Here is a 20,161-nt window from a genome sequence, read left to right on the forward strand (position 1 = left end):
TGGCGGACGTGATCCCCGCGCAGCACCGCCGACCCGTACGCCCCACGGCGTACCGGCGGATGCTGCTCATCCTCGCCGTGCTCGCCGGGGTGTTCGCGATGCACGGGCTGGCCGCCGGTACGGCGGCGCCGCAGGCCCACGCGCCGCACGGCGGGCACGGAGCACACGCCGTCGCGTACACCGTCCACGTCGCGGGCGACGCCTGCGAGCACCTGGACGAGGCCGGGGCCGGACGCGGCGGGGCCGGTCACCTCGACCACGCCGACGCCACGTGCGCCGCCGGCGGCGTCTCCACCGCGCCCGCCCCCGTGCCCCTCGCCCCCAGCGGCGTCGAGCCGGAGACGGCCCTCACGCCGCCGGCCCGCCCGGCCGCCGGCGCGGCCACGGACCGGGCCCCGCCGGACCTGGCACAGCTGCAACTCCTGCGCATATAGCGGCGCCCGCGCGGCGCGGCCCTGACGGGCCGACGCCGTGCCCCGAGCCGTACCCACGTTCACGCGCAAGGAGTGCACCACCCCATGTTCACGACCACACGCCCCTCCCGTGCCCGCCGGGCGGCCGCTTCCGCCGCCGCCGTCGTCACCGCCGCGCTCGTCCTCGCCGCCTGCGGCGGCGACGACGGCGACACCCCGTCCGGCCACACCGGCCACGCCACCAAGTCCACCGCCCCGGCCTCGCCCGCGCAGGGCGCGCACAACGCCGCCGACGTGGCCTTCGCGCAGGGCATGATCCCGCACCACCGGCAGGCCGTGCAGATGTCCGGGATGGCCGCCGACCGGGCCGCCGCCCCGGAGGTCAAGGCCCTCGCCGAGAAGATCAAGAAGGCGCAGGACCCGGAGATCCGGACGCTGTCCGGCTGGCTCACCTCCTGGGGCGAGCAGGTGCCCGGCGAGGGCGCCGGGATGGACCACGGCGGCCACGACGGCGGCCACGGCGGCACGGCCGGCATGATGACCGAGGAGGAGATGGACCGGCTGGCGAAGTCCTCCGGCAAGGCCTTCGACACCGCGTTCATGGAGATGATGATCAAGCACCACGAGGGTGCGGTGGAGATGGCGAAGACGGAGCAGGCCAAGGGCTCCTACGCGCCCGCCAAGAAGATGGCCGGCGACATCGTCGCCGCGCAGTCCGCCGAGATCGCCGAGATGAACAAGCTGCTCGGCAAGGACTGAGCCGACGGGTGCGGCCGGGCGGCACCGTCGCAAGGCGCCGCCCGGCCGTACCCGGGGCCGTACCGTCATACGAAGTTGACCCCGGCCCCCTCCAGCAGCGGGTCCTCCACCATCTGCCACAGCGGCACCGCGTAGTTGCCGAAGCCGTACCGGCCGCCGAAGTGGAGGCCGAGGACGCGGTGGTCGGTGAGGTCGAAGACGGGCGAGCCGCTGTTGCCGCCGAGCGTCGAGCAGTCGTGCTTCATGACGTTCTGCTCCGGCGCGAGCTCCGTGGCCGTCCCCGGCTGGAGGCGCTTGACGTTGTAGACGTCCATGAAGATCCGGCGCATCGACTCCGGTTCGTTGCGCCGGCCGTCCCAGGCCGGATAGCCCACGCAGTACACCGGATGCCCCGGCAGGTCGGCCGGCGCGTCCGCCGCCACGGCCAGCGGTGTCGGCAGCCCCTCACCGGCGCCGCCGTCGCCGGGGGCGATCCGCAGCAGCGCCATGTCCGCCTCCGGGTGGATGCCCAGCACCTCCTCGACCGCGTACGACGGGCCCTCGGCGCCGGGCGGCGCGCCGTACTCCTCCGCCGTGTCCAGCCGGGCCGCCATGCCCTGCTGGAAGCTCCAGCCGTCGCCGTCGGCCCGCGCGAACTCCACGGCGACATGGCGGTTGGTCATGATCACGTCCGTGCCGACGAGGAAGCCGGTGCCGACCCAGTCCAGGCTCAGGTGGCCCGTGACCTCCACCCGCCCCACGCGCGCGATCGAGTCGCGGATCGCGGGCCGGTGGCCGTCGAGCACCGCCCAGTCGCCCGGCTGGGACGGGAAGTCGCAGTCCTGGACGAGGAGGGCGGGCCTGCCCTCCAGCAGGACGATCGCCTCCATCCCGAAGGACTCGTCGTCGGTGATGTCGTCCCCGCGCCCCTCGGAGAGCTTCTCCAGACCGTCGGCCCCCGCCGACAGCACCCTGGCCCGCTCCTGCCCGGCGAAGTCCGCGATGTGCCCGGCGGGCCGCTCCTCCGGTGCGAGCTCCCGCTCCGACTCCGGCACCTCGCGCGCCAGCCCTTCCCGTACGCGCGCGGCGACCTCGGCCAGGTCGGTGAAGATCCGTTCGGGTTCCGTGGCCACCGGGGACCTGTTCCGTTCTCGCATCCGTCTCTCCTCACCCGTCTTGAGCCGCTTCGATCTCGGCGTGGACGGCGGGACCGGCTGCCGCCAGGTGGCTCAGCACGGCGGCCAGCTGGGTCCCGACGTTCACGAACGCCGTCGCTCTGCCCTGGAAGTTCACGTTCTCCACCCGCTTCGAGCCCCGGTGTAGCGCCACCACCCGCCAGTCGTCGGTGAGGACGGGCGAGCCGGAGGACCCGCCGCGAGTGTCCGTGAAGTAGCGCAGATCGCGCTCGTCGGCCTCGTACACGACGTTGTTGCGCAGCGCCACGCGCTTGGGCAGGCCGCCCGGGTGCTGGATGATGTTGACGGCCACGGAGTCGCCGGGCACGACCGTCAGCGGGCGCCGGGCGAGCCGCAGCACGGGGCGGTCGGGGGCCTCGGCCAGGCGCAGCACCGCGTAGTCCAGGTCCGGGTCGGCGGCGACCAGCTCGGCGACGGCCACCTCCTCCGCCTCGCCGTCCTCCTCCGTGTCGTAACCGAACCGCGCGCGGGTGTGCCGTGCCTGCAGGAGCAGGTCCTCGGGCGCGGCCCGCGCGGGACCGGCGCCGCCGCCGGTGCGGGCGTTGACCACGTGGTGGTTGGTGACCAGCAGGTCCGGCGTGATGAGCCAGCCCGTACCGGAGTGCGGGAAGCCGTTCGGCTGGAGCGGCGCGCCCCCTTCGAACGGCGGGACCCTGACGCGCGCGACCGCCGCCCCCGCCCGGTCGCCGCCCCGCAGGAAACCGATGGGCACCGTGTCGTCCCGGTGGACGATCTGCTCCTTCACCTCGGGGAGGTCCCGCCCGGCCAGGACGTCCGGCTCGCCCGCCGCTGCCCGCGCCACGTCGTCCAGGGCGCGCTGGAAGACGGCGAGCGGCGCCGCCTCGGTGGTCTGCGCGACGGCGTTCCGCAGCCAGATCTCCAGCGGTACGGAGCCGTCCACCAGCCGCTCCACCCGGTTCATCTCGTTGAGGTCCGAGTGCAGTTGCCGCCCGGGAGCCGGCAGCAGCGGCAGGGTGCCGCGGTAGCGGGGCATGACGCCGTCGAGGAGCAGCGGCCGCACCGACGGGTCGGCGAGCCCCGACTCCAGGGCGGCGTCGCGCACTTCGAGGATCCGGTCGGGCGGGAGATACGGGCTCGGGGTCATGGCGGTCCTGTCGTACGGGTGGTGGAGGCCGCAGGGGTCGTACGGGTGGTGGGGGGCGTGCGGGCGGCGGGGGCCGCGGGTTCGCCGTCGCCCGGGGCGTCCAGGCCCATCGCCGCCGCCACCCCCGCGGCGATCTCGCCGCTGTCGTCCGGCACGTCGAGCAGCCGCCGCGCGAGCGCGTCCAGCGTGCCGTGGTCGCGCGCCAGGCGCAGGATCCCGGTGACGCTGGACGGCGGCGGCGCGTCCGGCCGCCGCGCCGGTCCCGCCGCGTCCACCAGCAGGTCCATCACGGTGCCCAGGAGCCCGGGCCGGTGCGCCACCGCCCGGCGGATCGCCTCGCCGAGTACGTCCGGTACGGCGTCGTCGGCGGGCAGTCCCACCGCCTCCAGCGCATGGCCCAGCGCCCGCGGGTCGCGCGCGTGGACCTGCGACGCGGCCGCCCGTACGAGCTCGGGCTGACCGGCCAGCACCGCCTCCGGCAGCCGGCGCAGCCGCCGCGCCAGCCGGTCGTCAGCGTCCCCGTCCCGCGGCGCCCCGCCCCCGCCGGTCAGGCGCGTACGTGCCAGCAGGGCGCCGATCGCCTCCAGCTCGTGCCCGAGGCGCACCGCGATGTCCTCCGCCCGGCACAGGTCCCGGTCGGCGGCCTCCAGGTCGCCGTCGTCCTCGGCGAGCCGCGCCGCCAGCAACAGCAGCTCCAACTGCCGCTCGCCGCACACCCGCGCCCGGCGTGTTCCGCCCGCCCCGGTGGCCCCCGCCGCCTCGATCGCCTCCGCCAGGGCCGTGCGGGCCTCCGCGCGGCGGCCCAGCCGGTCGAGCGTCTCGGCGTGGAGCGCGTGGAGCGCGCTGCAGGGCCTCCACGGGCGGCGCTCGGCGAGCCGGGCGGCCGCGTCCCCGGCGAGGCCCTGGGCGAGCAGGTCCTCGACTTCGCGGGCCGCCAGCCGCTCCCAGTCCTCCTGTTCGGCGCCCGCCATCACCGGCTCCGGGGCCGCCCGGCCGGACTTCGCGGCCAGCAGGGCGGCCGCCCGCGGGCTCAGGTCGCGCTCCGCGCCCGCCAGGAACCGCTCCACGCCGGGCAGCCACCGCTCCTCCACCGACCGGGGGTTGTCGCCGAGCCGCAGCCGGTGGTAGATCTCCTCGGCCCGCGCCTCGGGGCCGGACCGGGCCGCGTAGAACTCCACCGCGCGCCGTTCGACCTCCCGGGTGGTCTCGGTACGGTCCTGGGCCAGGAGCCGCAGCATGATGCAGCGGACGTCGGGGCGGTGGCGTACCGCCGAGGGGCCGGCCGGTTCGACCAGGTCCAGCCGGGCCAGCTCGTCGAAGAGCCGCCGGGCGTCGCCCATGGTCTCCACGCGCAGGCCGCAGGGGCCGGCGAGCACCTCCTTGATGATCTCGGGCGTGATCACGCGCAGCACCAGTCCCGGGTGCGCGAGGCGCCGGACCTCGTCGTCCGCGATGTGGTGGAGGATGCGGTCGTACAGGATCCCCTGGACCAGCATCCGGTCCACCCGCTGGAAGAAGTCCCGGCGCGGCTCCGGCAGGCTGCCGATCAGGTCGCCCGTGCCGTGACCGGCGACACCGGCGAGCAGGGCGGCGCGGGCGGCGAGCCGCAGGCTCAGCGGATGGCCGCCCACCCGGTCCGCGAGCATCCGCGCCACCTCCGGATCGTCCACCCCGCACGACTCCAGGAGCCCGACCGCCGCCTCCCGGTCGAGCTCGGCGAGCTCCAGGTCCCGGGACGCCACGGTCTGCGCCGGGTGGCCGACGGGCGCCCGCCCGGAGATCAGCACGCGCAACCGCGGATGCACGGAGTGGAACGCCGTGAAGGCCGCCCACAGCCTGCCGACGGCCGGTGACCCGCGGTACTGCGCCTCCTCGAAGGAGTCCAGGACGACCACGAACGGCGCGTCCGCCTGCCCCGCGCCGGCCGCCGCCCGCACGAGCACCTCGGCGACCGCGCGGACGAGAGCGGTCTCCCGCTCGATGGACAGGAGCTGGAACTCCTGCGACGACGTACGCCCCAGCACGGCCCGGGTGGTGGACAGCCGGTGCAGCCGGGCCACCCGCTCCAGGTCCTCGCGCTCGCCGCGGGCCGCCTCCTGGCAGTCGCCCGTCAGCGCGTCGAGCTCGGCGTGGTACTCCGGGTACTGGGCGGCCAGTTGCCGGGCGACCTCGGCGATGACCGTGGCCGGCTCGTGCACCGACAGCGTGGGCCGCTCGAAGTCGACGTACGCGAACGGAAAGCCGGCCGTCCCCCGCTCGGCGCCCTCGACGCCGTCCAGCAGGAACTTCGCGAGCAGCGTGGACTTCCCCATGCCGCCCGGCCCGTGGATGACGAGCGGCCCGACGGGGAGGGAACCGGGGCCGTCGCCCGGCAGCGCGGTGTAGGCGCGCAGCTCCCTCAGCTCGGCGGCACGGCCCTGGAAGGGCGCGCGTACGAGACGCCTCAGCGGATCCAGCAGCCGGGCCCGGTCCAGGGCGCGCCGGACCCGGTCCGCCTCGGGCAGTCCGGTGACGCCCGGCACCCGGGAGAGCCACAGCACCGCCTGGAGGACGTCGGTCAGCTCGTCGGCGGAGCGCCCGCGCAGGTCGGGCGGGCGGCCGGACAGATACGCCAGGGCGGACCGCTCGGGCCCGGGCTCGTCCGCGAACTGGTGGGCGTTGCACTCCAGCAGGCGCCGTGCGGCTCCGGGCCCGGCCAGGGAGGCGAGCGTCTCCTCCCGGACCCGGCGCTTGAGGGACCACCGGCCGGAGCCCGCCCCGCCGTCGCCGGTGCAGTCGTCGAGCAGCTCCAGGATCGCGTCGCCGCCGGCCCCGCCTTCGTCCGGCAGTCGCAGCCGCTGGGGGTCGAAGGAGCCGAGCAGGCAGGCCGCCTCGCGGTACGCCCGGTGGGGGGCCGAGACGGCGGGCGGCGGCTCGTCGCCCGTCCGCAGCTCCCGGCGCAGCCGGGCGGTGAACAGCTCCCGAAGCGCCTCGGGGCCGGACCGGCCGGGCCCGCCGGCTTCAGAGGGTCCGGTAGACATGGATGGCTTCCTCCGCCGCCGTACAGAGCCTGCGCATGTAGCTGTCGCCGTCGCCCTTCCCGGCGGCGTGCAGCACCTCCTCGACGGCCACGTCCACGAGCGAGGCGACCGCCGACTCCCTGGAGTCACCCGGGGCGAGGGCGGCGACGGACGCGGGCGGGGCCTCGTGGAAGTACTGGTCGAAGAAGGCGCGCAGGTCGGCGCCGTCCGCGACCCTCGCGGTGTCCCGGCAGACGCTGCCGCGCACGTCGTACGGCAGTTGGCGCATCGCCGGCCCGTAACCGAGGAGGACCAGCCGGGGCGCCTGCTCGCCCCGTACGCCGGCGTGCTCGTAGATGGCGAGGGCCAGCTGGCCGATGAGATCCCACACGTCGGAGGTGGCGTCGAGCTTGTCGCACTCGTCGAGGACCAGCCAGAAGGTGTCCTCCGCGGTGCTGGCCCGGCGCACCACCCAGTGGACGGCGTCCTCGAGCGAAGCCAGCGGGTCGTCCCGCCCGGCCGGGTCCGGCGGCGAGGGCCCGGCGGCGTGCGGCTCGCCGACGAACTCGGCCAGCCGCCGCAGCACCCGGGCCGCGGTGGCGGCGGGGGAGAGGGTGACGCGGGCGGGGCGGAAGCCGCTGTGCTGCCCGACGTGCCGGATGAGTTTGTACGTGTACGAGCGGCCGCTGTCCGGGTCGCCGTCCACCACGAGCACCGACTTCTCCGGGTCGTGGACGAAACGGCGCAGCGTCTCCCGCAGGTTCTGGCGGTCGATGAACGCCTCGGTGCCGTTCTTGAGGACCAGGGTGCGGAAGCTGTCCTGGGAGGCGTGGACGTTCCGGTCCTCCCGCAGCCGCTCCAGGAACTCGTGCGCCTTGGCGACCTCCGGTCGTACGGCCAGCCGGTCGGTCGCCGCGACGGCCTCGACCAGCTGCAGCTGGCGGTCGATGTCCCGGCGGGAGGAGCGGACCAGCGCGAGGGCGTTCTCGCCGCTGACGGCGGTCAGCGGCAGCGCGGCGACGAAGTCCGGCGGGAAGCCGGCCTGGAGCAGCCCGGTGTGCGGATCGGTGGTGTCCAGGAGGTACTCGCGCACCCACAGGGTCACGAGGTCCCATTCCGTTTCGGCCAGGGGCATGGGCCACCTACCAGGGCTGACGCCCCCCTTCTCGCCCCCCTCTTTTGTCATATTCACACCCGGTTCACGGGCCCGCAAGGCGGTCGAGGACCTCCTGGCACGCGCCTCTGACCTGCGCGTCCGCCAGGTACGGGGATCCCGTGGTGGTTGGGGCTGTCGTTCACCACCAACAGGTCCGTGATCAGTTCCTGCGGCGCGTACTCGGGGCGCAGCGTGTGGTCCAGGGCCACCAGGTCCCGCAGGTCGGACGCGTTGCGCCAGGCCCGTACGCCGGCGGGCACGGCGGGCGGCGCGGCCAGGTGGTCCTGCACCTCCTTGACGGCCAGCGGGGAGCCGACGGTCACGAAGAGCTCGGTCTCCCGCCGCGTCTCGGCCAGCACCTCGTACGCGACGATGGAGCCGAGGCTGTGGCCGACGACGAGGAGCGGCGCGTCGCCGACCGCGTCGAGCTCGGCGCGCAGCACGTCGCGGATGGCGGGGCCCGCGCCGCCGAAGAAGTAGGCGTGCACGTCCTTGAAGGTGTGCTTGACCAGGATCCGGAAGACCGCCTTGCGGGCCGGAGCCGGCAGCGGCAGCGCCTCCAGGCCGGGTTCCGGGCCGGGTTCCGGGCCGGTTTCCGGTCCGGGCCCCTGGGCCGAAGGGGTCTCGGCCAGCGTGTCCGCCAGGTACGTCATGTCGCGCAGCCAGCGGCCCAGCGGGTCCCCGGCCTCGCCCGTCCACGGCCCCTCCGGGGCGGCCCCGCCCGACTCGAACCACGACTCCCCGAGCGTGCGCGCCACGAACTCCTCCGGCGCCTCGACGGCCGCCGGCCCCGGCAGCTCCTGGAAGGCCTCGGGCGCCCCGTCCAGCGGATCGGGCTCGGAGTCGGGCAACGGCGTGTCGTACCGCAGGGGCGCCCAGTAGGCCATGCGGGACACCTCGCCCATGTCGCGGCCGAAGAGCGCCCGGTCCCACTGCGCCTTCAGCAGCTCGGCGCGGACCTTGTTGCCGTTGCCGTGGACGTAGATCACCCTGGGTCCCATGGCGGCTCCCGTCCCCCCTGGAGAGGGACTCCCAGTATCCCAGCCGCCCCGGGGGAGTGTCTTGCCGATCTTGCCCGGCAGCCGGGCCGCCCGCCCGCCCGGCTGCTGGTTTTGCCGGGCTGCCGGTCTTGCCGGGCTCAGGCCGCCGCGTGCGCCGGGACCCGGTCGCGGCCGCCCGGGTGGCGGTGGCGCCAGACCCAGAAGACGCCGCAGGACAGCAGCGCCCAGCCGGCCAGCACCGCGAAGGGGAACAGGTGCTGGTGGTCGCCGAAGTACACCGCCGTGTGCTGCGCGTTCACCGAGGCGCCCGGCGGCAGCCAGCGCCCGATGTGGCCCAGCACCGACGGCAGCAGCGGCCAGGACACGGCGCCGCCGGACGAGGGGTTGCCCAGCAGGACCATCAGGCCCCAGGTGGGCAGCATCGCCCACCGCCCCATCAGGGTGTTGAACATCGTGAAGACCATGCCCGAGGTGAACATCGTCAGGGCGAGGATCAGCCATGACTCCGCGAACGGCAGGTCCAGCGCGCCCAGCAGCCAGTCGGCGGTCGCCGCGATGGCGAAACCGCCCAGCAGCGCGTAGGCCGCGGTGAAGGCGATCCGTTCGCCCGGGTCGAGCGCGCGGGCGTGGACGCTCAGCTGGATGGCCCCGACGAAGCCGATGATCACGGCGGCGAGCGAGATGTAGAACAGGGCCAGCCCGCGCGGGTCGCCCGGCTGCAGCGGTGTGACGTCCCGCACCCGGACCGGCACGCCCGTCGCCCGGCCGGCCGCCGGACCGGCCTCGGCCAGGACCTGCGCCACGGTCGCGCCCGCCGCCCCGGCCACGTCCAGCTCCACGCCGCGCTGCCGCACCGTCAGGACGGCGAAGACCTCCTGCTCCTCCATGGCCCGCCGGGCCCCGGCCTCATCGGCGTACCGGCGCACCTCCAGCGAGGCGTTGAGGGCCTCGTCCATGCCCGCGAGGAACCGGCGGCCGTGCGGCGCGTCGACCGGTCCCACGAGCGCGATCGGAATCTGACGCGGTGTCGGGTTCGCCATGGTGTACGTGTACGAGCCGGCGAAGAGCGCCGCGGCGGCGGCCAGGATCAGCACCAGGACGGAGGCGGGCAGGAAGGGCGACCTCCGGACCGACGCCCACCGGTCGGCCCGGGTCGGGGGCCTGCCGTGGGCGCCGTGCTCAGGACGTTCCGGGCGGCCTTCCCGTTCCTCGGCTGCGGTCTCGGCCATGGGACGGCGAGGGGTCAGGCTGCCGGAGGCGGGGGGTCCACCGGCTCCGGCGGCACCTCGGGCGATACCTCCGCGGACGACGTGTCGGTGTCCGGGTCCTGCGGGCTCGGGGTCGAGGTGTCGGGCGCGGGCTCCGACGTCGGAGGCGACGGTGTCGAGGGTCCCGGCGACTTGGGCCCCGGCGACTTGGGCTCCGGAGTCCTGGGCGAGGCGGGCGACGGCGAAGTGTGGCCGGGGGAGGGCGTCGTGGTCTCGTCGTCCTTGCGGTGGCCCTCCTCGCCCGGCGGCCGCTCGATGTAGCCGCCCTTCTTGACGTCGACGATGACGAACTCCTTCACCACCGAGCGCGACGGCTTGACGACCGCCGTCTTCGACGCGTCGTACCCCGGCCACGGGTCGCCGACCGGGCGGTACGTGCCCCGGCGCACCGGCTCCTGGAGGGGGTTGCCGCAGGCGCAGCGGACCCTCGGCACGCCGTGCGCGTCGACCATGACGGCCGTTCCGGCCTGGAGGATCGCCTGGTAGGGGGCGGCCTTGCCGTCACGGAAGGTGTGGTTGGTGACCCAGGTGTCCTTCGTCAGCCGCATCGGGGTCAGCCCGCGCAGGTACGCCGGGACCGCGGGCGGCGCCAGGTGCAGCGCGGAGGCGAAGGCCGCGTTCTTGTCGGGCGTCTCGCCGAGGAAGGCGATCTGGCGCTCCACGTCGCAACTGGCCACGTTCTTGGTGCCGCCGTAGAGCCCGTCCCACGAACCCTCGTACACCGTGGGCTTGTTCTCCCGCGGCGGCGGGGTCGACGGCGCGGGCGGCGTGGTCGGGGGCGCGGTCGGTTCGTCGTCCTCGACCTCCGTCGAGTCGGTGAACGGGTCGGGGCCGGCCGCCGAGGCGTTCTGGAGGGAGATGGTGCCCGTGCCCCCTCCTGCCGTACCGCCGCCGTCCCCGTCCCCGTCCCCGCCGAGGCGGGGCAGGACCACGGCGAGCACCACGGCCAGCACGACCACGCCCGCGAGGACCGCGACCTTGGGGGCGGACCGCCACCACGGGCCGTCGGCGCCGCCGCCACCACCGCCGTCCCCCGGCGGCTGGGACGCCGGACCGGACAGGGGCCCGGAGGGCGGACCGGACGGCGGGCCCGACGGAGGGCCGGTGGGGCGATCGGGAGGCGGCTGGGAAGTCACGGTTTTTTCCCTTTCTTCCGTTCCGGCTCATTGTGTGTTCCGTACGGGCGGGCCTCGCAAGCCGAGACGGCGGCGCAGCGCCGAACGGCCCCGTCCCGCGGGCGAGGGCCCCGCCGCCCGCTTAACGTGACACCGTGAGTCGTCAGGCCCGTCAGGTCCGCCAGGCCCCCGGGGGCACCCCGCACACCGGCGCGGGGCGCGCCGCCCGCGACTGGGGCCACGCCCTGCTCGCGGTGGTCGCGGGGGTCGCCGCCATGGCCGTCACGGCCGCGCTCGGCCTCTGGGCCGCGGGCGCCGCCGGACTGCCCGAGGGCGCGTTCCCCAGCGTCGTGGCCGCCGTCGTCGTCATGGCGGCGGGCGGCTCCGTCGGACTCGCCGGAGACGCCGGGGCCTTCGCCGGGACGGACGCCGAACTGACCGCGATGCCGCTCTCGGTGACCCTCGCCGGAGCGCTCGCCACCGGCGCCGTCTTCCTGCGGCCGCTGCGCCACCACGCCGTCACCGGCACCGGTGACCTGCTCGCCCGCATCGCCAGGACGGCCGTCCTCTGGCTGGCGGCGCTCGCCGCGCTCACCGCCCTGGCGCGCCACAGCTTCACCCTCGACCCGGGGGACACGGCGGGCGACATCCTCGACTTCCTCGGCGCCACCCCCACGCTCGGCTTCCGCGCCGACCTCGGGCCCACGCTGGGCTTCGGCCTGCTGTGGGTGCTCGGGGTGCTCCTCGCCGCCCTGCTCGTCTCGCGTACGGCCGCGCTGCCCGCCCGGCTCCTGCGCCACCAGGAGGCCGTCCGTCCCGCCGCCTTCGCGATGCTGCTGCTGGTCCTCGCGTACGCCGTGATCGGGCTGGTCGTCGGGCTCGTCGTGGCGGCCACCCGGGGGCACCCCGCCGACACCTTCGCGGTCATCCTCCTCGGTCTGCCGAACGTCGTCTGGCTCGCCCTCGGCGTCGGCATCGGCGGCGCCTGGGACGGCCGGGCGGAAGGGCCCTTCGGGCTGCCGATGCCGCAGGTCCTCGACGCGGTGATGCGCGGCGCGCCGGACGCCACCGTGGACGTGGGCTCCCTCGCCGAACAGGATCCGCGCGCCTGGTGGCTCATCCCGGTCGCCGCCGTCCTGCTGCTGGCCGCCGCCTTCGTCATGGCGGTCCGCTCACCGGCCCGCACGCGGCTGTGGCAGCACGCCGTGCATCTGGGCGCCGCCTTCGCGCTCACCATGCTGGTGATCATCCCCGTCACCCGGGTCTCCGCGCGGTACGGCCTGTCGATGATCATCATCGGGGACGTCGACGCCTTCAGCGGCCAGGTCGCGCTGCAGCCCCACCTGTGGACGATGGTCGGCCTCGCCCTGGCCTGGGGCCTGGTCGCGGGCCTCCTCGGCGGACTCCTCGCCTCGCGGGTACGCCGCCGGGGCGAGGTCCAGGTCACGCCCGCGGCGCCGCTACAGGCCCCGGAAGACCGGTAGCGCCCAGCGCGGCGGCTCCGGCGGCCGGCCGGTCTCCGGCGGGGCGGGCGGCGGCGGCCCGGGCTCGGGCGGGCGTCGGCGGTCGTCCACCACGAGCGCCTCCCGCAGCTCCGCCACGAATCGCAGGCACGTGTCGTACCGCTCCTCCGGCGTCTTCGCGAGCGCCTTCGCCATCACCCCGTCCACGGCGGACGGCAGCCCCGGCCGCTCGCTCGTCAGCGCGGGCGGCGGGTCGTACTGATGGGCCCACAGCAGCGCCATGTCGTCGTCCCGCCGGAACGGCGGCGCGCCCGCCAGCGTCTCGAAGACGACGCACCCCAGGCTGTAGAGGTCGCACCGCCCGTCCACCGGGCGCCCCGAGATCTGCTCCGGCGCCACGTAGTCGAGCGTCCCCACGAACTGGCCGACCGTCGTGAACCCGGTCAGCGACAGCGACTTCTTCGTGAGCCCGAAGTCGGTGAGGTACACGTGCTCGGGGTGGTCGCTGTCCGTGCCCTCCGCGACCAGGACGTTGCCCGGTTTGACGTCCCGGTGCACCAGGTCGTGCGCGTGCGCCGCGTCCAGCGCCGACGCCAGCTGTACCGCGATCCGCGCGGCCTTCTCGGGCGGCAGGGGCCCCTCGCGGTCGAGCAGCGCGCGCAGGTCGTGCCCGGCGACGTACCGCATGGCGATGTACAGCACGCCGTCGGTCTCGCCGGCCTCGAACACCGGCACGATGTGCGGGTGGTCGATCGCCGCGGCCGCCCGCGACTCGTGGACGAACCGCTTGCGGAAGGTGTCGTTGCGCGCCAGCTCCGGCGCCAGCAGCTTGAGCGCCACCGGGCGGTCCAGCCGCAGGTCGCGGGCGAGGTACACCACGGCCATGCCGCCCCGGCCGATCTCCCGCTCCACCCGGTAGTCCGCGATCCGCGTGCCGGTCAGCCCGGAGGGCCGCCCGGCCGGCAGCTCGGTGCTCCCGGTACCGCCGTTCGCGGTGCCGCCGCCCATCAGCGCTCACGCCCGGCGCCGGTGCCGCCGCCGTCACCGTCGCCGGGCCACTCCACGACCCGCGTCGGCTCGTGCGCGACGGCCGCCTCGCGCGCCGGGGGTCCGGCCGGCTCCGCCGGCACCTCCGGCGCTTCCGGCACCTCCGGCGCGGCGACGACACGCGTGGCCTCCGGGTCGCCGTCCCGGTCACCGCCGGGGCTCGGCGCCTGCACCGCGCGGGTGGCGTCCGCGGCACCCGCAGCACCCGCCGAGGCACCGGTCGTATCGGCCGTACCGGCCGTGCCCGTCGTACCGGCCGCGCCGGGGCCGCCGGTGGCCCCGGACGCGGGGGCCGCGCTCGCCGAGGGGCCCGACGACGCCGCGTAGGTGCTCATCCTGCGCCCGTCGCAGTACACCCAGCGCTCGTGCTCGGCGTCGTACAGCCAGAGCGCCTCCCCGTCGACGACCACGCCGGCCCGCAGGCCGCGCGTGCGGCGGCGGAAGTCCTCGCCGTCCGTCCGGCCCGACACGAGCTCCTCCGCCGCCCGCCGGTAGCGGCCCAGCGACTCCTCGACCCGGCCGAGCAGGGGCCGCGGATCGGCCGCCCGGCTCGTCGGCTGCCCGGCGGCCGGCGGATCGGCCGGTACGGCGACCAGCAGGCGGCCGTCCACCCAGGCGGTCCAGCCGTTGGAGCACAGGATCCGCCCCCAGTCGCCGACCCGGTCGACCAGCTGCACCGGCAGGAACGGGTCCAGCGGCTCCGTCGGCCGCGCCGGGTCGGGCGCCTCCCAGGCGGGCAGGCCCCCGCGCGGGACGACGTGCGTCGGCCGGAAGTCCGGGCTCGTGGGGTGGGCGACCATGAACCGCCTACTTTCGCATGATCACGGGCTCGTGCCGGCGCAGCAGCCGGGCGACCAGGACCCCGAGGACGAGGCTCAGCACCACCAGCATCCCCACGTCCAGCAGCCACGCGCCCAGGGAGTGCTCGAACAGCGGGTCCGCCGTCTTCTCGCCCGGCACGATCCGCCCGATGCCGATGGTCGACCCCATCGCCCCGAACGCCCACCGTGACGGCACCAGCCACGCCAGCTGCTCGACGACGAGCGAGCCGCTGATCGTCAGCAGCCCGCCGCAGAAGACCACCTGGACGATCGCGAGGAGCACCAGCAGCGGCATGGTGACCTCCTCCTTGCGCACCAGCGCGGACACGAACAGGCCGAGCATCATCGCGGTGAAGGCCAGCAGCGCCACGGCGACCACGATCTCCACGAGCGGCGGCATCAGCACGCCCTCGCCGCGCGGTGCGTTCAGCGGGACGCCGACGAGCGCCACCAGGGTGAGCACCACCGCCTGGACGACCGTGATCGTGCCGAGCACCACCACCTTGGACATCAGGTACGCCGATCTGGAGAGGCCGACGGCTCTCTCCCGGCGGTAGATGGTGCGTTCCTTGACCAGCTCCCGCACCGCGTTGGCTGCGCCCGTCAGGACCCCGCCGACGCAGAGGATGAGCAGGACGTTCATCGTGGACTCGGGCCCGAGGCGGCCCTCCGACAGGGCCCGGGCCATCGCGCCCATCACGAACGGCAGCGCGATCATGATGGCGAGGAAGGTCCGGTCCGCGCCGAGCGCGGCCGCGTACCGCCGTACGAGCGTACGCAGCTGGGCGCCCCAGCTCTGCGCCTTCGGCGGCGGCAGCGGCGCGGGCGCCGCCGCTTCGGGGGCCACGTCCGCGTCCGACGGCTGCGGCGGCGGCCGCATGGCCCCCTCGATGTACCGCTGGTGGTAGAAGGAGCCGCGGTACTGGGCCGCCCAGTCGCGGTCGCGGTCGTTCTCGAACGCCTCGAACGCCTCGGGCCACTGCGCGAACCCGAAGAAGCCGAGCGCGTCCCCGGGCGGCCCGTAGTAGGCGATCCGCCCGCCGGGCGCGAGGACCAGCAGCCGGTCGCACACGTCGAGGCTCAGCACGCTGTGGGTGACGACGATGACCGTGCGGCCGTCGTCGGCGAGCCCGCGCAGCATGTGCATCACCGACCGGTCCATGCCCGGGTCGAGGCCGGAGGTCGGCTCGTCGAGGAAGAGCAGCGACGGCTTCGTCAGCAGTTCCAGCGCGACGCTGACCCGCTTGCGCTGGCCGCCGGAGAGGCTGTGGATCGGTTGCCCCGCCCGCTCCTCCAGGCCCAGCTCGCGGATGACCTCCTCCACGCGCGCCCGCCGCTCGCGCCTCACCGTGTCCTCCGGGAAGCGCAGCTCGGCGGCGTACGACAGGGCGCGGCGCACGGTCAGCTGGAGGTGCAGGATGTCGTCCTGCGGTACGAGCCCGATGCGCTGGCGCAGCTCGGCGTAGTCGCGGTACAGGTCCCGCCCGTCGTACAGGACGGTCCCGTGCTCGGCGGGCCGCTGTCCGGTCAGCGCGTTGAGGAGCGTGGACTTGCCGGCACCGCTCGGCCCGACGACGGCGAGCAGGGCCTTCTCGCCGACGGGGAAGCTCACCCCGTCGAGGAGCGTCTTGCGGCCGTGGTCGACCGTGACGGACAGGTCCTGCACGTCGAGCGAGACCTCACCGGTGTCGGTGAACTCCACGAGCCGGTCGCCGATCAGGCAGAACGCCGCGTGTCCGATGCCGACGATGTCGTCGGGTTCCACCCGGGCACGGGTCACCCGCCGCCCGTTGAGGAACGTGCCGTTGTGGCTGCCGGTGTCGTGGATCCAGTACGTGCCGTCCGGGTGCGCCTCCAGCTCGGCGTGGCGGCGCGAGACCGTCAGGTCGTCGACCACCAGGTCGTTGTCGGCGGCGCGCCCGATGCGCAGGGTGCGGGCGGTGGGCAGCGGGCGGACGGAGGTGGGCTGCCGGAAGGTGCCGGTCGCGGCGGGCATCGACACGGAGGACGGCCGGGGCGGGGGCGGGGCCGTCGGCTCCCCGTGTGCCGCCGCGCCCTGCGTGGCCCGTCCGTGCGGTGACAGCACGGCGCACGGCCCTTCGGTGGGGTGCCCGAACCGGATGACGCTGCCGGGCCCCACCTCCCAGGCCCGTACGCGCCCGCCCTCGGTGAAGGTGCCGTTGGTGCTGCCGTCGTCGTGCACGGTCCAGTGGCCGCCGTCGGCGCGCAGGTCCGCGTGGTGCCACGAGATCCGGGCATCGGTGAGCACGATGTCGCTGGTGGGGTCGCGCCCGACGCGGTAGACCCGGTCCGGGGTGAGGACGGTGCTGTCCCCGTCGATGTCGAGGACCAGCTCGGGTGCGGTGGGCGCGAACGGCCGCTCTCCCATAGGGGAATTCTATCGGTCTGCCCCGGTATGCGCAGATCGGTGGGCCGTCAGCAGCAGCCGCGCCGCCTCGCGCGCCTCGCGAGCGGGCTCGGGCGAGCCCGTGAGGGCGGCCGTGGTGATCGCGCCCTCGGCGAGGAGCGCGATCTGCGCGCCGGCCGCCGGGGCGGCCCCCGCCTCCGCCACCAGGTCGTCGACCTGCCGCCGGAACGCCTCCTTGTGGGCGCGCGCCGCCCGGGCGACCTCGGGTGAGGAGCCCAGCTCACCGAAGGCGTTGACGAACGCGCAGCCCCGGAAGCCCGGTTCCTCGAACCACCGCCCGAGCCAGTCGAAGACCGCGAGCACCCGCGCGGCGGGCGAACCGTCCGCGCCCTCCACGTACGCCGCGAGCGCGTCCCGCCAGCGGGCGTCGCGCCGCAGCAGGTACGCCTCCACGAGCGTGGCCTTCGAGGGGAAGAGCTGGTACAGCCGTCGCAGGGTCACGCCGGACGCCGAGCGGACGGCGTCCATCCCGACCGCCTGGACGCCCCGGCCGTAGAAGAGCTCCTCGGCCGCGTCGAGGATGCGCTCGCGGGCGGCTTCTTCGTCCATCGCTCCACTCCCCGGGGCGTCCTGGGCCCCTTGTGTGAGAACCATCGTTCTCGTAGGGTATCCAACGAGGTGAGAACGCTCGTTCTCACGCGAGAGGAGACCACCGTGCGCCCGCCCCTGCCGCCGTTCACCGAGGAGTCCGCCCGCCTGAAGGTGCAGCTCGCCGAGGACGCCTGGAACACGCGCGACCCCGAGAAGGTGGCCCTCGCCTACACGCCGGACTCCGAGTGGCGCAACCGCGACCGGTTCCTCCACGGCCGCGAGGAGATCGTCGCCTTCCTGACCGACAAGTGGCGGCGCGAGCTCGGCTACCGGCTCCGCAAGGAGCTGTGGGCCTACACCGACGACCGGATCGCCGTCCGCTTCGAGTACGAGTACCACGACGCCGACGGCCGGTGGTTCCGCGCGTACGGCAACGAGAACTGGGAGTTCGACGGGCAGGGACTGATGCGCAAGCGCTACGCGAGCATCAACGAGCTCCCCATCACCGCCGCCGAGCGCCGGATCGCGCACGCCCCCCGAATAACCCGTCCGGCGTGATTCGGTCCGCCGCTCCTGGGAACGCGAACACCGCGCGTACCCCGCGCCACCGCGACGTTCAGGAGTAAGGACCGACATGACCGATGACCGCCGGCGCCCCGACGACCCCGTCACCCGCCACCCCCGGCCCGACTTCCCCGACCAGGAGCAGCCCCACCCCGGGTACACCGAGGCGATGACGCCGCGGCCGGACCACGGCGAGGACTCGTACCGCGGCAGCGGCCAGCTGGCGGACCGGGCCGCCGTCGTCACCGGCGGCGACTCCGGCATCGGCCGGGCCGTCTGCCTGGCGTACGCGCGCGAAGGCGCCGACGTCCTCTTCACCCACCTGCCCGAGGAACTCGACGAGGCCCGCGAGACCACGCGCCTGATCGAGGCGGCCGGGCGCAAGGCCGTCGCCGTGGAGTGCGACATCAGGGACGAGGGCCAGTGCCGCGACCTGATCGACCGCGCCGCCGCCGAGTTCGGCCGCATCGACATCCTGGTGAACAACGCCGCCTTCCAGATGGCCCAGCCCGACGGGATCGAGGCCATCACGACGGAGCAGTTCGACCGGGTGATGAAGACCAACCTCTACGGCATGTTCTGGCTCACCAAGATGGCGCTCCCGCACATCCCCAAGGGCGGCTGCGTCATCAACACCACCTCCGTGCAGGCCTACCAGCCGAGCCCGCCCCTGCTCGACTACGCCATGACCAAGGGCGCCATCGTCAATTTCACGCAGGGGCTCGCCCAGATGCTCGCCCCGCGCGGCATCCGCGTCAACGCCGTGGCCCCCGGCCCCGTCTGGACGCCGCTGATCCCCGCGACCATGCCGGACACCACCGAGTTCGGGAAGCAGTCACCCCTCGGACGCGCGGCCCAGCCCGTCGAGATGGCGCCGGCGTACGTCTTCCTCGCCTCGCCGAACGCGAGCTACATCACCGCGGAGATCGTCAACGCCACCGGGGGCACACCCCTGCCGTGATACGCCCGGCCGCGAAGAACCGCCATCCGACAACACGACGAACAGAGCGACGAACAGAACGACGAACAGGGCGACGAACAGAGCGGCGGGCATGGCGGCGGGCAGGGAGGCGCGTCGGCTGGGAGGCGACCACCGTCGGGCGCTCCGTGCGGCGGGCGCTGACCGGCCCCGGACCGGAGCGGGACAAGGCCGTCCAGTCCCTCAAGGCCGCCGGGGCCGCCATCCTCGCCTGGGCGGTGGCCGGCTGGTGGTGGCAGGCCCCGCTCGCCCTGATGGCTCCCTGGACCGCCGTCGCCCTCGTCCAGTCCACCGTCTACCGCTCCCTGCGCACCGGACTCCAGCAGGTGGTCCTCATCGCCGCCGGCACGGTCCTGGCCGCCGCCGCGATCGGCCTCACCGGGAACACCATGGCGGCGATGGCACTCGCCCTGCCCGTGACCGTGCTGCTCGGCAACTACGGCCGCTTCGGCGACCAGGGCCTGTACGCCTCCACCACCGCGCTCTTCGTGCTCGTCTACGGCTCCTGGAGCGGGACGGACATCCTGCACCGGCTGCTGGAGACGCTCCTCGGCGCGGCCATCGGCATCGCCGTGAACGCGCTGGTCCTGCCGCCGGTGCACCTGCGCGACGCCCATCACGCGCTGTGCCGGCTGCCGGGAGACAGCGCCGGACTGCTGCGCGCCATGGCCGACGAGATGCGGTCCGGCCACGACCGGAGCCAGGCCGACGAGTGGCACCGCCGCGCCCGCAGGCTCACCGGCCGTCTCGCCGCGCTGCGCGACGCCCGCACCTGGACCCGCGAGAGCTACCGCCTCAACCCCGCCCACCGCATCCGCCGGCTGCCCGGCCCCGCACTGCCCTCCACCGAGTGGGACGCCGCGTGGGAGCGGGTCGTCGACCACCTGACCTCCCTCACCGCGCTGCTCGCCGAGGCGGCGGGCGAGCAGCCGCGGTTCGCCCCGCCGCCGGACCGCGTCCTCGCCGACGTACCGCCGCTGCTGGACGCCCTGGCGGACGCCTGTGAGGCCGACTGCGCCGCCCTCACCCGGGCGGATGAGGACGAGGGACGGACCGACGCCGCGCGGGAGCGCCGGCAGGCGCTGGACCGCGCCTGGGAGGCCCACCGACGGCTCAAGGCCCGGCTCGCCGGGCAGGCCGGACGCGACGACGAGACAGCCACCTCGGTCGGCGGCCTCGCCGCCGAGACCCGCCAGTTGCTGCACGACCTGGAGAACGCACGCGTGACCTGACCCCTGACCCCTGGCACCCCGGCCCCCTCCCGCTCGCGTTGCGGCGTATCCCGCCGCGCGGGAGGGTCGGGTCAGCGCCCGCGAGGAAAGCGACCGCGACCGCGA

17 protein-coding genes are annotated in these 20,161 nt (G+C 75.0%); 6 read left to right on the top strand and 11 right to left on the bottom strand.

Going from position 1 to position 20,161, the window contains the following annotated elements; genetic code table 11:
- Window positions 1–8: 8 nt before the first annotated feature.
- Window positions 9–434 carry a DUF6153 family protein gene (locus ACZ42X_RS30085; RefSeq protein ID WP_468296573.1) on the top strand — a complete coding sequence of 142 codons (426 nt, stop codon included), beginning with the start codon at window positions 9–11 and terminating at the stop codon, window positions 432–434.
- 84 nt (window positions 435–518) lie between these two features.
- Window positions 519–1,172 (top strand): DUF305 domain-containing protein, encoded by a 654-nt coding sequence (locus ACZ42X_RS30090; RefSeq protein ID WP_468296576.1) that lies wholly within the window; start codon window positions 519–521, stop codon window positions 1,170–1,172.
- Between the two features lie 65 nt (window positions 1,173–1,237).
- On the opposite strand, the gene ACZ42X_RS30095 is transcribed toward ACZ42X_RS30090, so the two are convergent.
- The 7 genes from ACZ42X_RS30095 to ACZ42X_RS30125 all read right to left on the bottom strand — a co-directional run bounded on the left by ACZ42X_RS30095 (window position 1,238) and on the right by ACZ42X_RS30125 (window position 11,012).
- Window positions 1,238–2,308, bottom strand: coding sequence for a trypsin-like serine peptidase (locus tag ACZ42X_RS30095; protein ID WP_468296578.1), 1,071 nt, complete (start codon window positions 2,306–2,308; stop codon window positions 1,238–1,240).
- A 10-nt stretch (window positions 2,309–2,318) separates the two neighbouring features.
- A complete protein-coding gene (locus tag ACZ42X_RS30100) occupies window positions 2,319–3,452 on the bottom strand; it encodes a trypsin-like peptidase domain-containing protein (protein ID WP_468296580.1) in 1,134 nt (377 codons plus the stop codon).
- A complete protein-coding gene (locus ACZ42X_RS30105) occupies window positions 3,449–6,472 on the bottom strand; it encodes an AAA family ATPase (RefSeq protein WP_468296582.1) in 3,024 nt (1,007 codons plus the stop codon). Before ACZ42X_RS30105 ends, ACZ42X_RS30100 begins: the two co-directional genes overlap by 4 nt.
- Entirely contained in the window at window positions 6,453–7,586 is a 1,134-nt protein-coding gene (locus ACZ42X_RS30110; RefSeq protein ID WP_468296585.1) for a hypothetical protein, read from the bottom strand. The genes ACZ42X_RS30105 and ACZ42X_RS30110 overlap by 20 nt, the downstream gene beginning before the upstream one ends.
- A 53-nt stretch (window positions 7,587–7,639) precedes the next feature.
- On the bottom strand, window positions 7,640–8,608 hold the full coding sequence (locus ACZ42X_RS30115; protein ID WP_468296587.1) for an alpha/beta fold hydrolase: 969 nt from the start codon (window positions 8,606–8,608) through the stop codon (window positions 7,640–7,642).
- A gap of 137 nt (window positions 8,609–8,745) precedes the next feature.
- Window positions 8,746–9,837, bottom strand: a complete 1,092-nt coding sequence (locus tag ACZ42X_RS30120; RefSeq protein WP_468296590.1) for an ABC-2 transporter permease — start codon at window positions 9,835–9,837, stop codon at window positions 8,746–8,748.
- A 14-nt stretch (window positions 9,838–9,851) separates the two neighbouring features.
- Window positions 9,852–11,012, bottom strand: a complete 1,161-nt coding sequence (locus ACZ42X_RS30125) for a DUF6777 domain-containing protein (RefSeq protein WP_468296593.1) — start codon at window positions 11,010–11,012, stop codon at window positions 9,852–9,854.
- Between the two features lie 134 nt (window positions 11,013–11,146).
- Here ACZ42X_RS30125 and ACZ42X_RS30130 point away from each other — a divergent pair, with 134 nt between their 5' ends.
- Window positions 11,147–12,475, top strand: a complete 1,329-nt coding sequence (locus ACZ42X_RS30130; RefSeq protein ID WP_468296596.1) for a streptophobe family protein — start codon at window positions 11,147–11,149, stop codon at window positions 12,473–12,475.
- Here the strand turns inward: ACZ42X_RS30130 and ACZ42X_RS30135 are convergent.
- From ACZ42X_RS30135 to ACZ42X_RS30150, 4 genes are read right to left on the bottom strand one after another with little or no spacing between them, the layout of a single operon-like run.
- Window positions 12,452–13,462, bottom strand: a complete 1,011-nt coding sequence (locus ACZ42X_RS30135; protein WP_468296599.1) for a serine/threonine-protein kinase — start codon at window positions 13,460–13,462, stop codon at window positions 12,452–12,454. The genes ACZ42X_RS30130 and ACZ42X_RS30135 overlap by 24 nt on opposite strands.
- Window positions 13,462–14,301: a hypothetical protein gene (locus tag ACZ42X_RS30140; protein WP_468296602.1), complete on the bottom strand. Its 840-nt coding sequence runs from the start codon at window positions 14,299–14,301 to the stop codon at window positions 13,462–13,464. Before ACZ42X_RS30140 ends, ACZ42X_RS30135 begins: the two co-directional genes overlap by 1 nt.
- Before the next feature lie 7 nt (window positions 14,302–14,308).
- The gene (locus tag ACZ42X_RS30145) at window positions 14,309–16,711 is read right to left on the bottom strand and encodes an FHA domain-containing protein (RefSeq protein WP_468296605.1); all 2,403 of its coding nucleotides are present in this window, start codon (window positions 16,709–16,711) and stop codon (window positions 14,309–14,311) included.
- 9 nt (window positions 16,712–16,720) lie between these two features.
- Window positions 16,721–17,299 (bottom strand): TetR/AcrR family transcriptional regulator, encoded by a 579-nt coding sequence (locus tag ACZ42X_RS30150; protein ID WP_468296608.1) that lies wholly within the window; start codon window positions 17,297–17,299, stop codon window positions 16,721–16,723.
- Between the two features lie 105 nt (window positions 17,300–17,404).
- Between ACZ42X_RS30150 and ACZ42X_RS30155 the strand changes: the two genes are divergently transcribed.
- The 3 genes from ACZ42X_RS30155 (at window position 17,405) to ACZ42X_RS30165 (ending at window position 20,056) form a co-directional block, all read left to right on the top strand.
- A complete protein-coding gene (locus ACZ42X_RS30155) occupies window positions 17,405–17,839 on the top strand; it encodes a nuclear transport factor 2 family protein (protein ID WP_468296611.1) in 435 nt (144 codons plus the stop codon).
- 76 nt (window positions 17,840–17,915) lie between these two features.
- On the top strand, window positions 17,916–18,806 hold the full coding sequence (locus ACZ42X_RS30160; protein ID WP_468296614.1) for an SDR family oxidoreductase: 891 nt from the start codon (window positions 17,916–17,918) through the stop codon (window positions 18,804–18,806).
- 146 nt (window positions 18,807–18,952) lie between these two features.
- Window positions 18,953–20,056, top strand: coding sequence for an FUSC family protein (locus tag ACZ42X_RS30165; protein ID WP_468296617.1), 1,104 nt, complete (start codon window positions 18,953–18,955; stop codon window positions 20,054–20,056).
- The last annotated feature ends 105 nt before the right edge of the window (window positions 20,057–20,161 follow it).

This window comes from Streptomyces sp. NPDC030862 (genome assembly GCF_055571835.1).

Bases quoted from the DNA above. Each gene is read 5' to 3' on its own strand.
- ACZ42X_RS30115 (WP_468296587.1), bottom strand. From the start codon at position 8,608: ATGGGACCCAGGGTGATCTACGTCCACGGCAACGGCAACAAGGTCCGC.
- ACZ42X_RS30160 (WP_468296614.1), top strand. From the start codon at position 17,916: ATGACCGATGACCGCCGGCGCCCCGACGACCCCGTCACCCGCCACCCC.
- ACZ42X_RS30135 (WP_468296599.1), bottom strand. From the start codon at position 13,462: ATGGGCGGCGGCACCGCGAACGGCGGTACCGGGAGCACCGAGCTGCCG.
- ACZ42X_RS30140 (WP_468296602.1), bottom strand. From the start codon at position 14,301: ATGGTCGCCCACCCCACGAGCCCGGACTTCCGGCCGACGCACGTCGTC.
- ACZ42X_RS30110 (WP_468296585.1), bottom strand. From the start codon at position 7,586: ATGCCCCTGGCCGAAACGGAATGGGACCTCGTGACCCTGTGGGTGCGC.
- ACZ42X_RS30145 (WP_468296605.1), bottom strand. From the start codon at position 16,711: ATGGGAGAGCGGCCGTTCGCGCCCACCGCACCCGAGCTGGTCCTCGAC.
- ACZ42X_RS30090 (WP_468296576.1), top strand. From the start codon at position 519: ATGTTCACGACCACACGCCCCTCCCGTGCCCGCCGGGCGGCCGCTTCC.
- ACZ42X_RS30150 (WP_468296608.1), bottom strand. From the start codon at position 17,299: ATGGACGAAGAAGCCGCCCGCGAGCGCATCCTCGACGCGGCCGAGGAG.
- ACZ42X_RS30120 (WP_468296590.1), bottom strand. From the start codon at position 9,837: ATGGCCGAGACCGCAGCCGAGGAACGGGAAGGCCGCCCGGAACGTCCT.
- ACZ42X_RS30100 (WP_468296580.1), bottom strand. From the start codon at position 3,452: ATGACCCCGAGCCCGTATCTCCCGCCCGACCGGATCCTCGAAGTGCGC.
- ACZ42X_RS30105 (WP_468296582.1), bottom strand. From the start codon at position 6,472: ATGTCTACCGGACCCTCTGAAGCCGGCGGGCCCGGCCGGTCCGGCCCC.
- ACZ42X_RS30095 (WP_468296578.1), bottom strand. From the start codon at position 2,308: ATGCGAGAACGGAACAGGTCCCCGGTGGCCACGGAACCCGAACGGATC.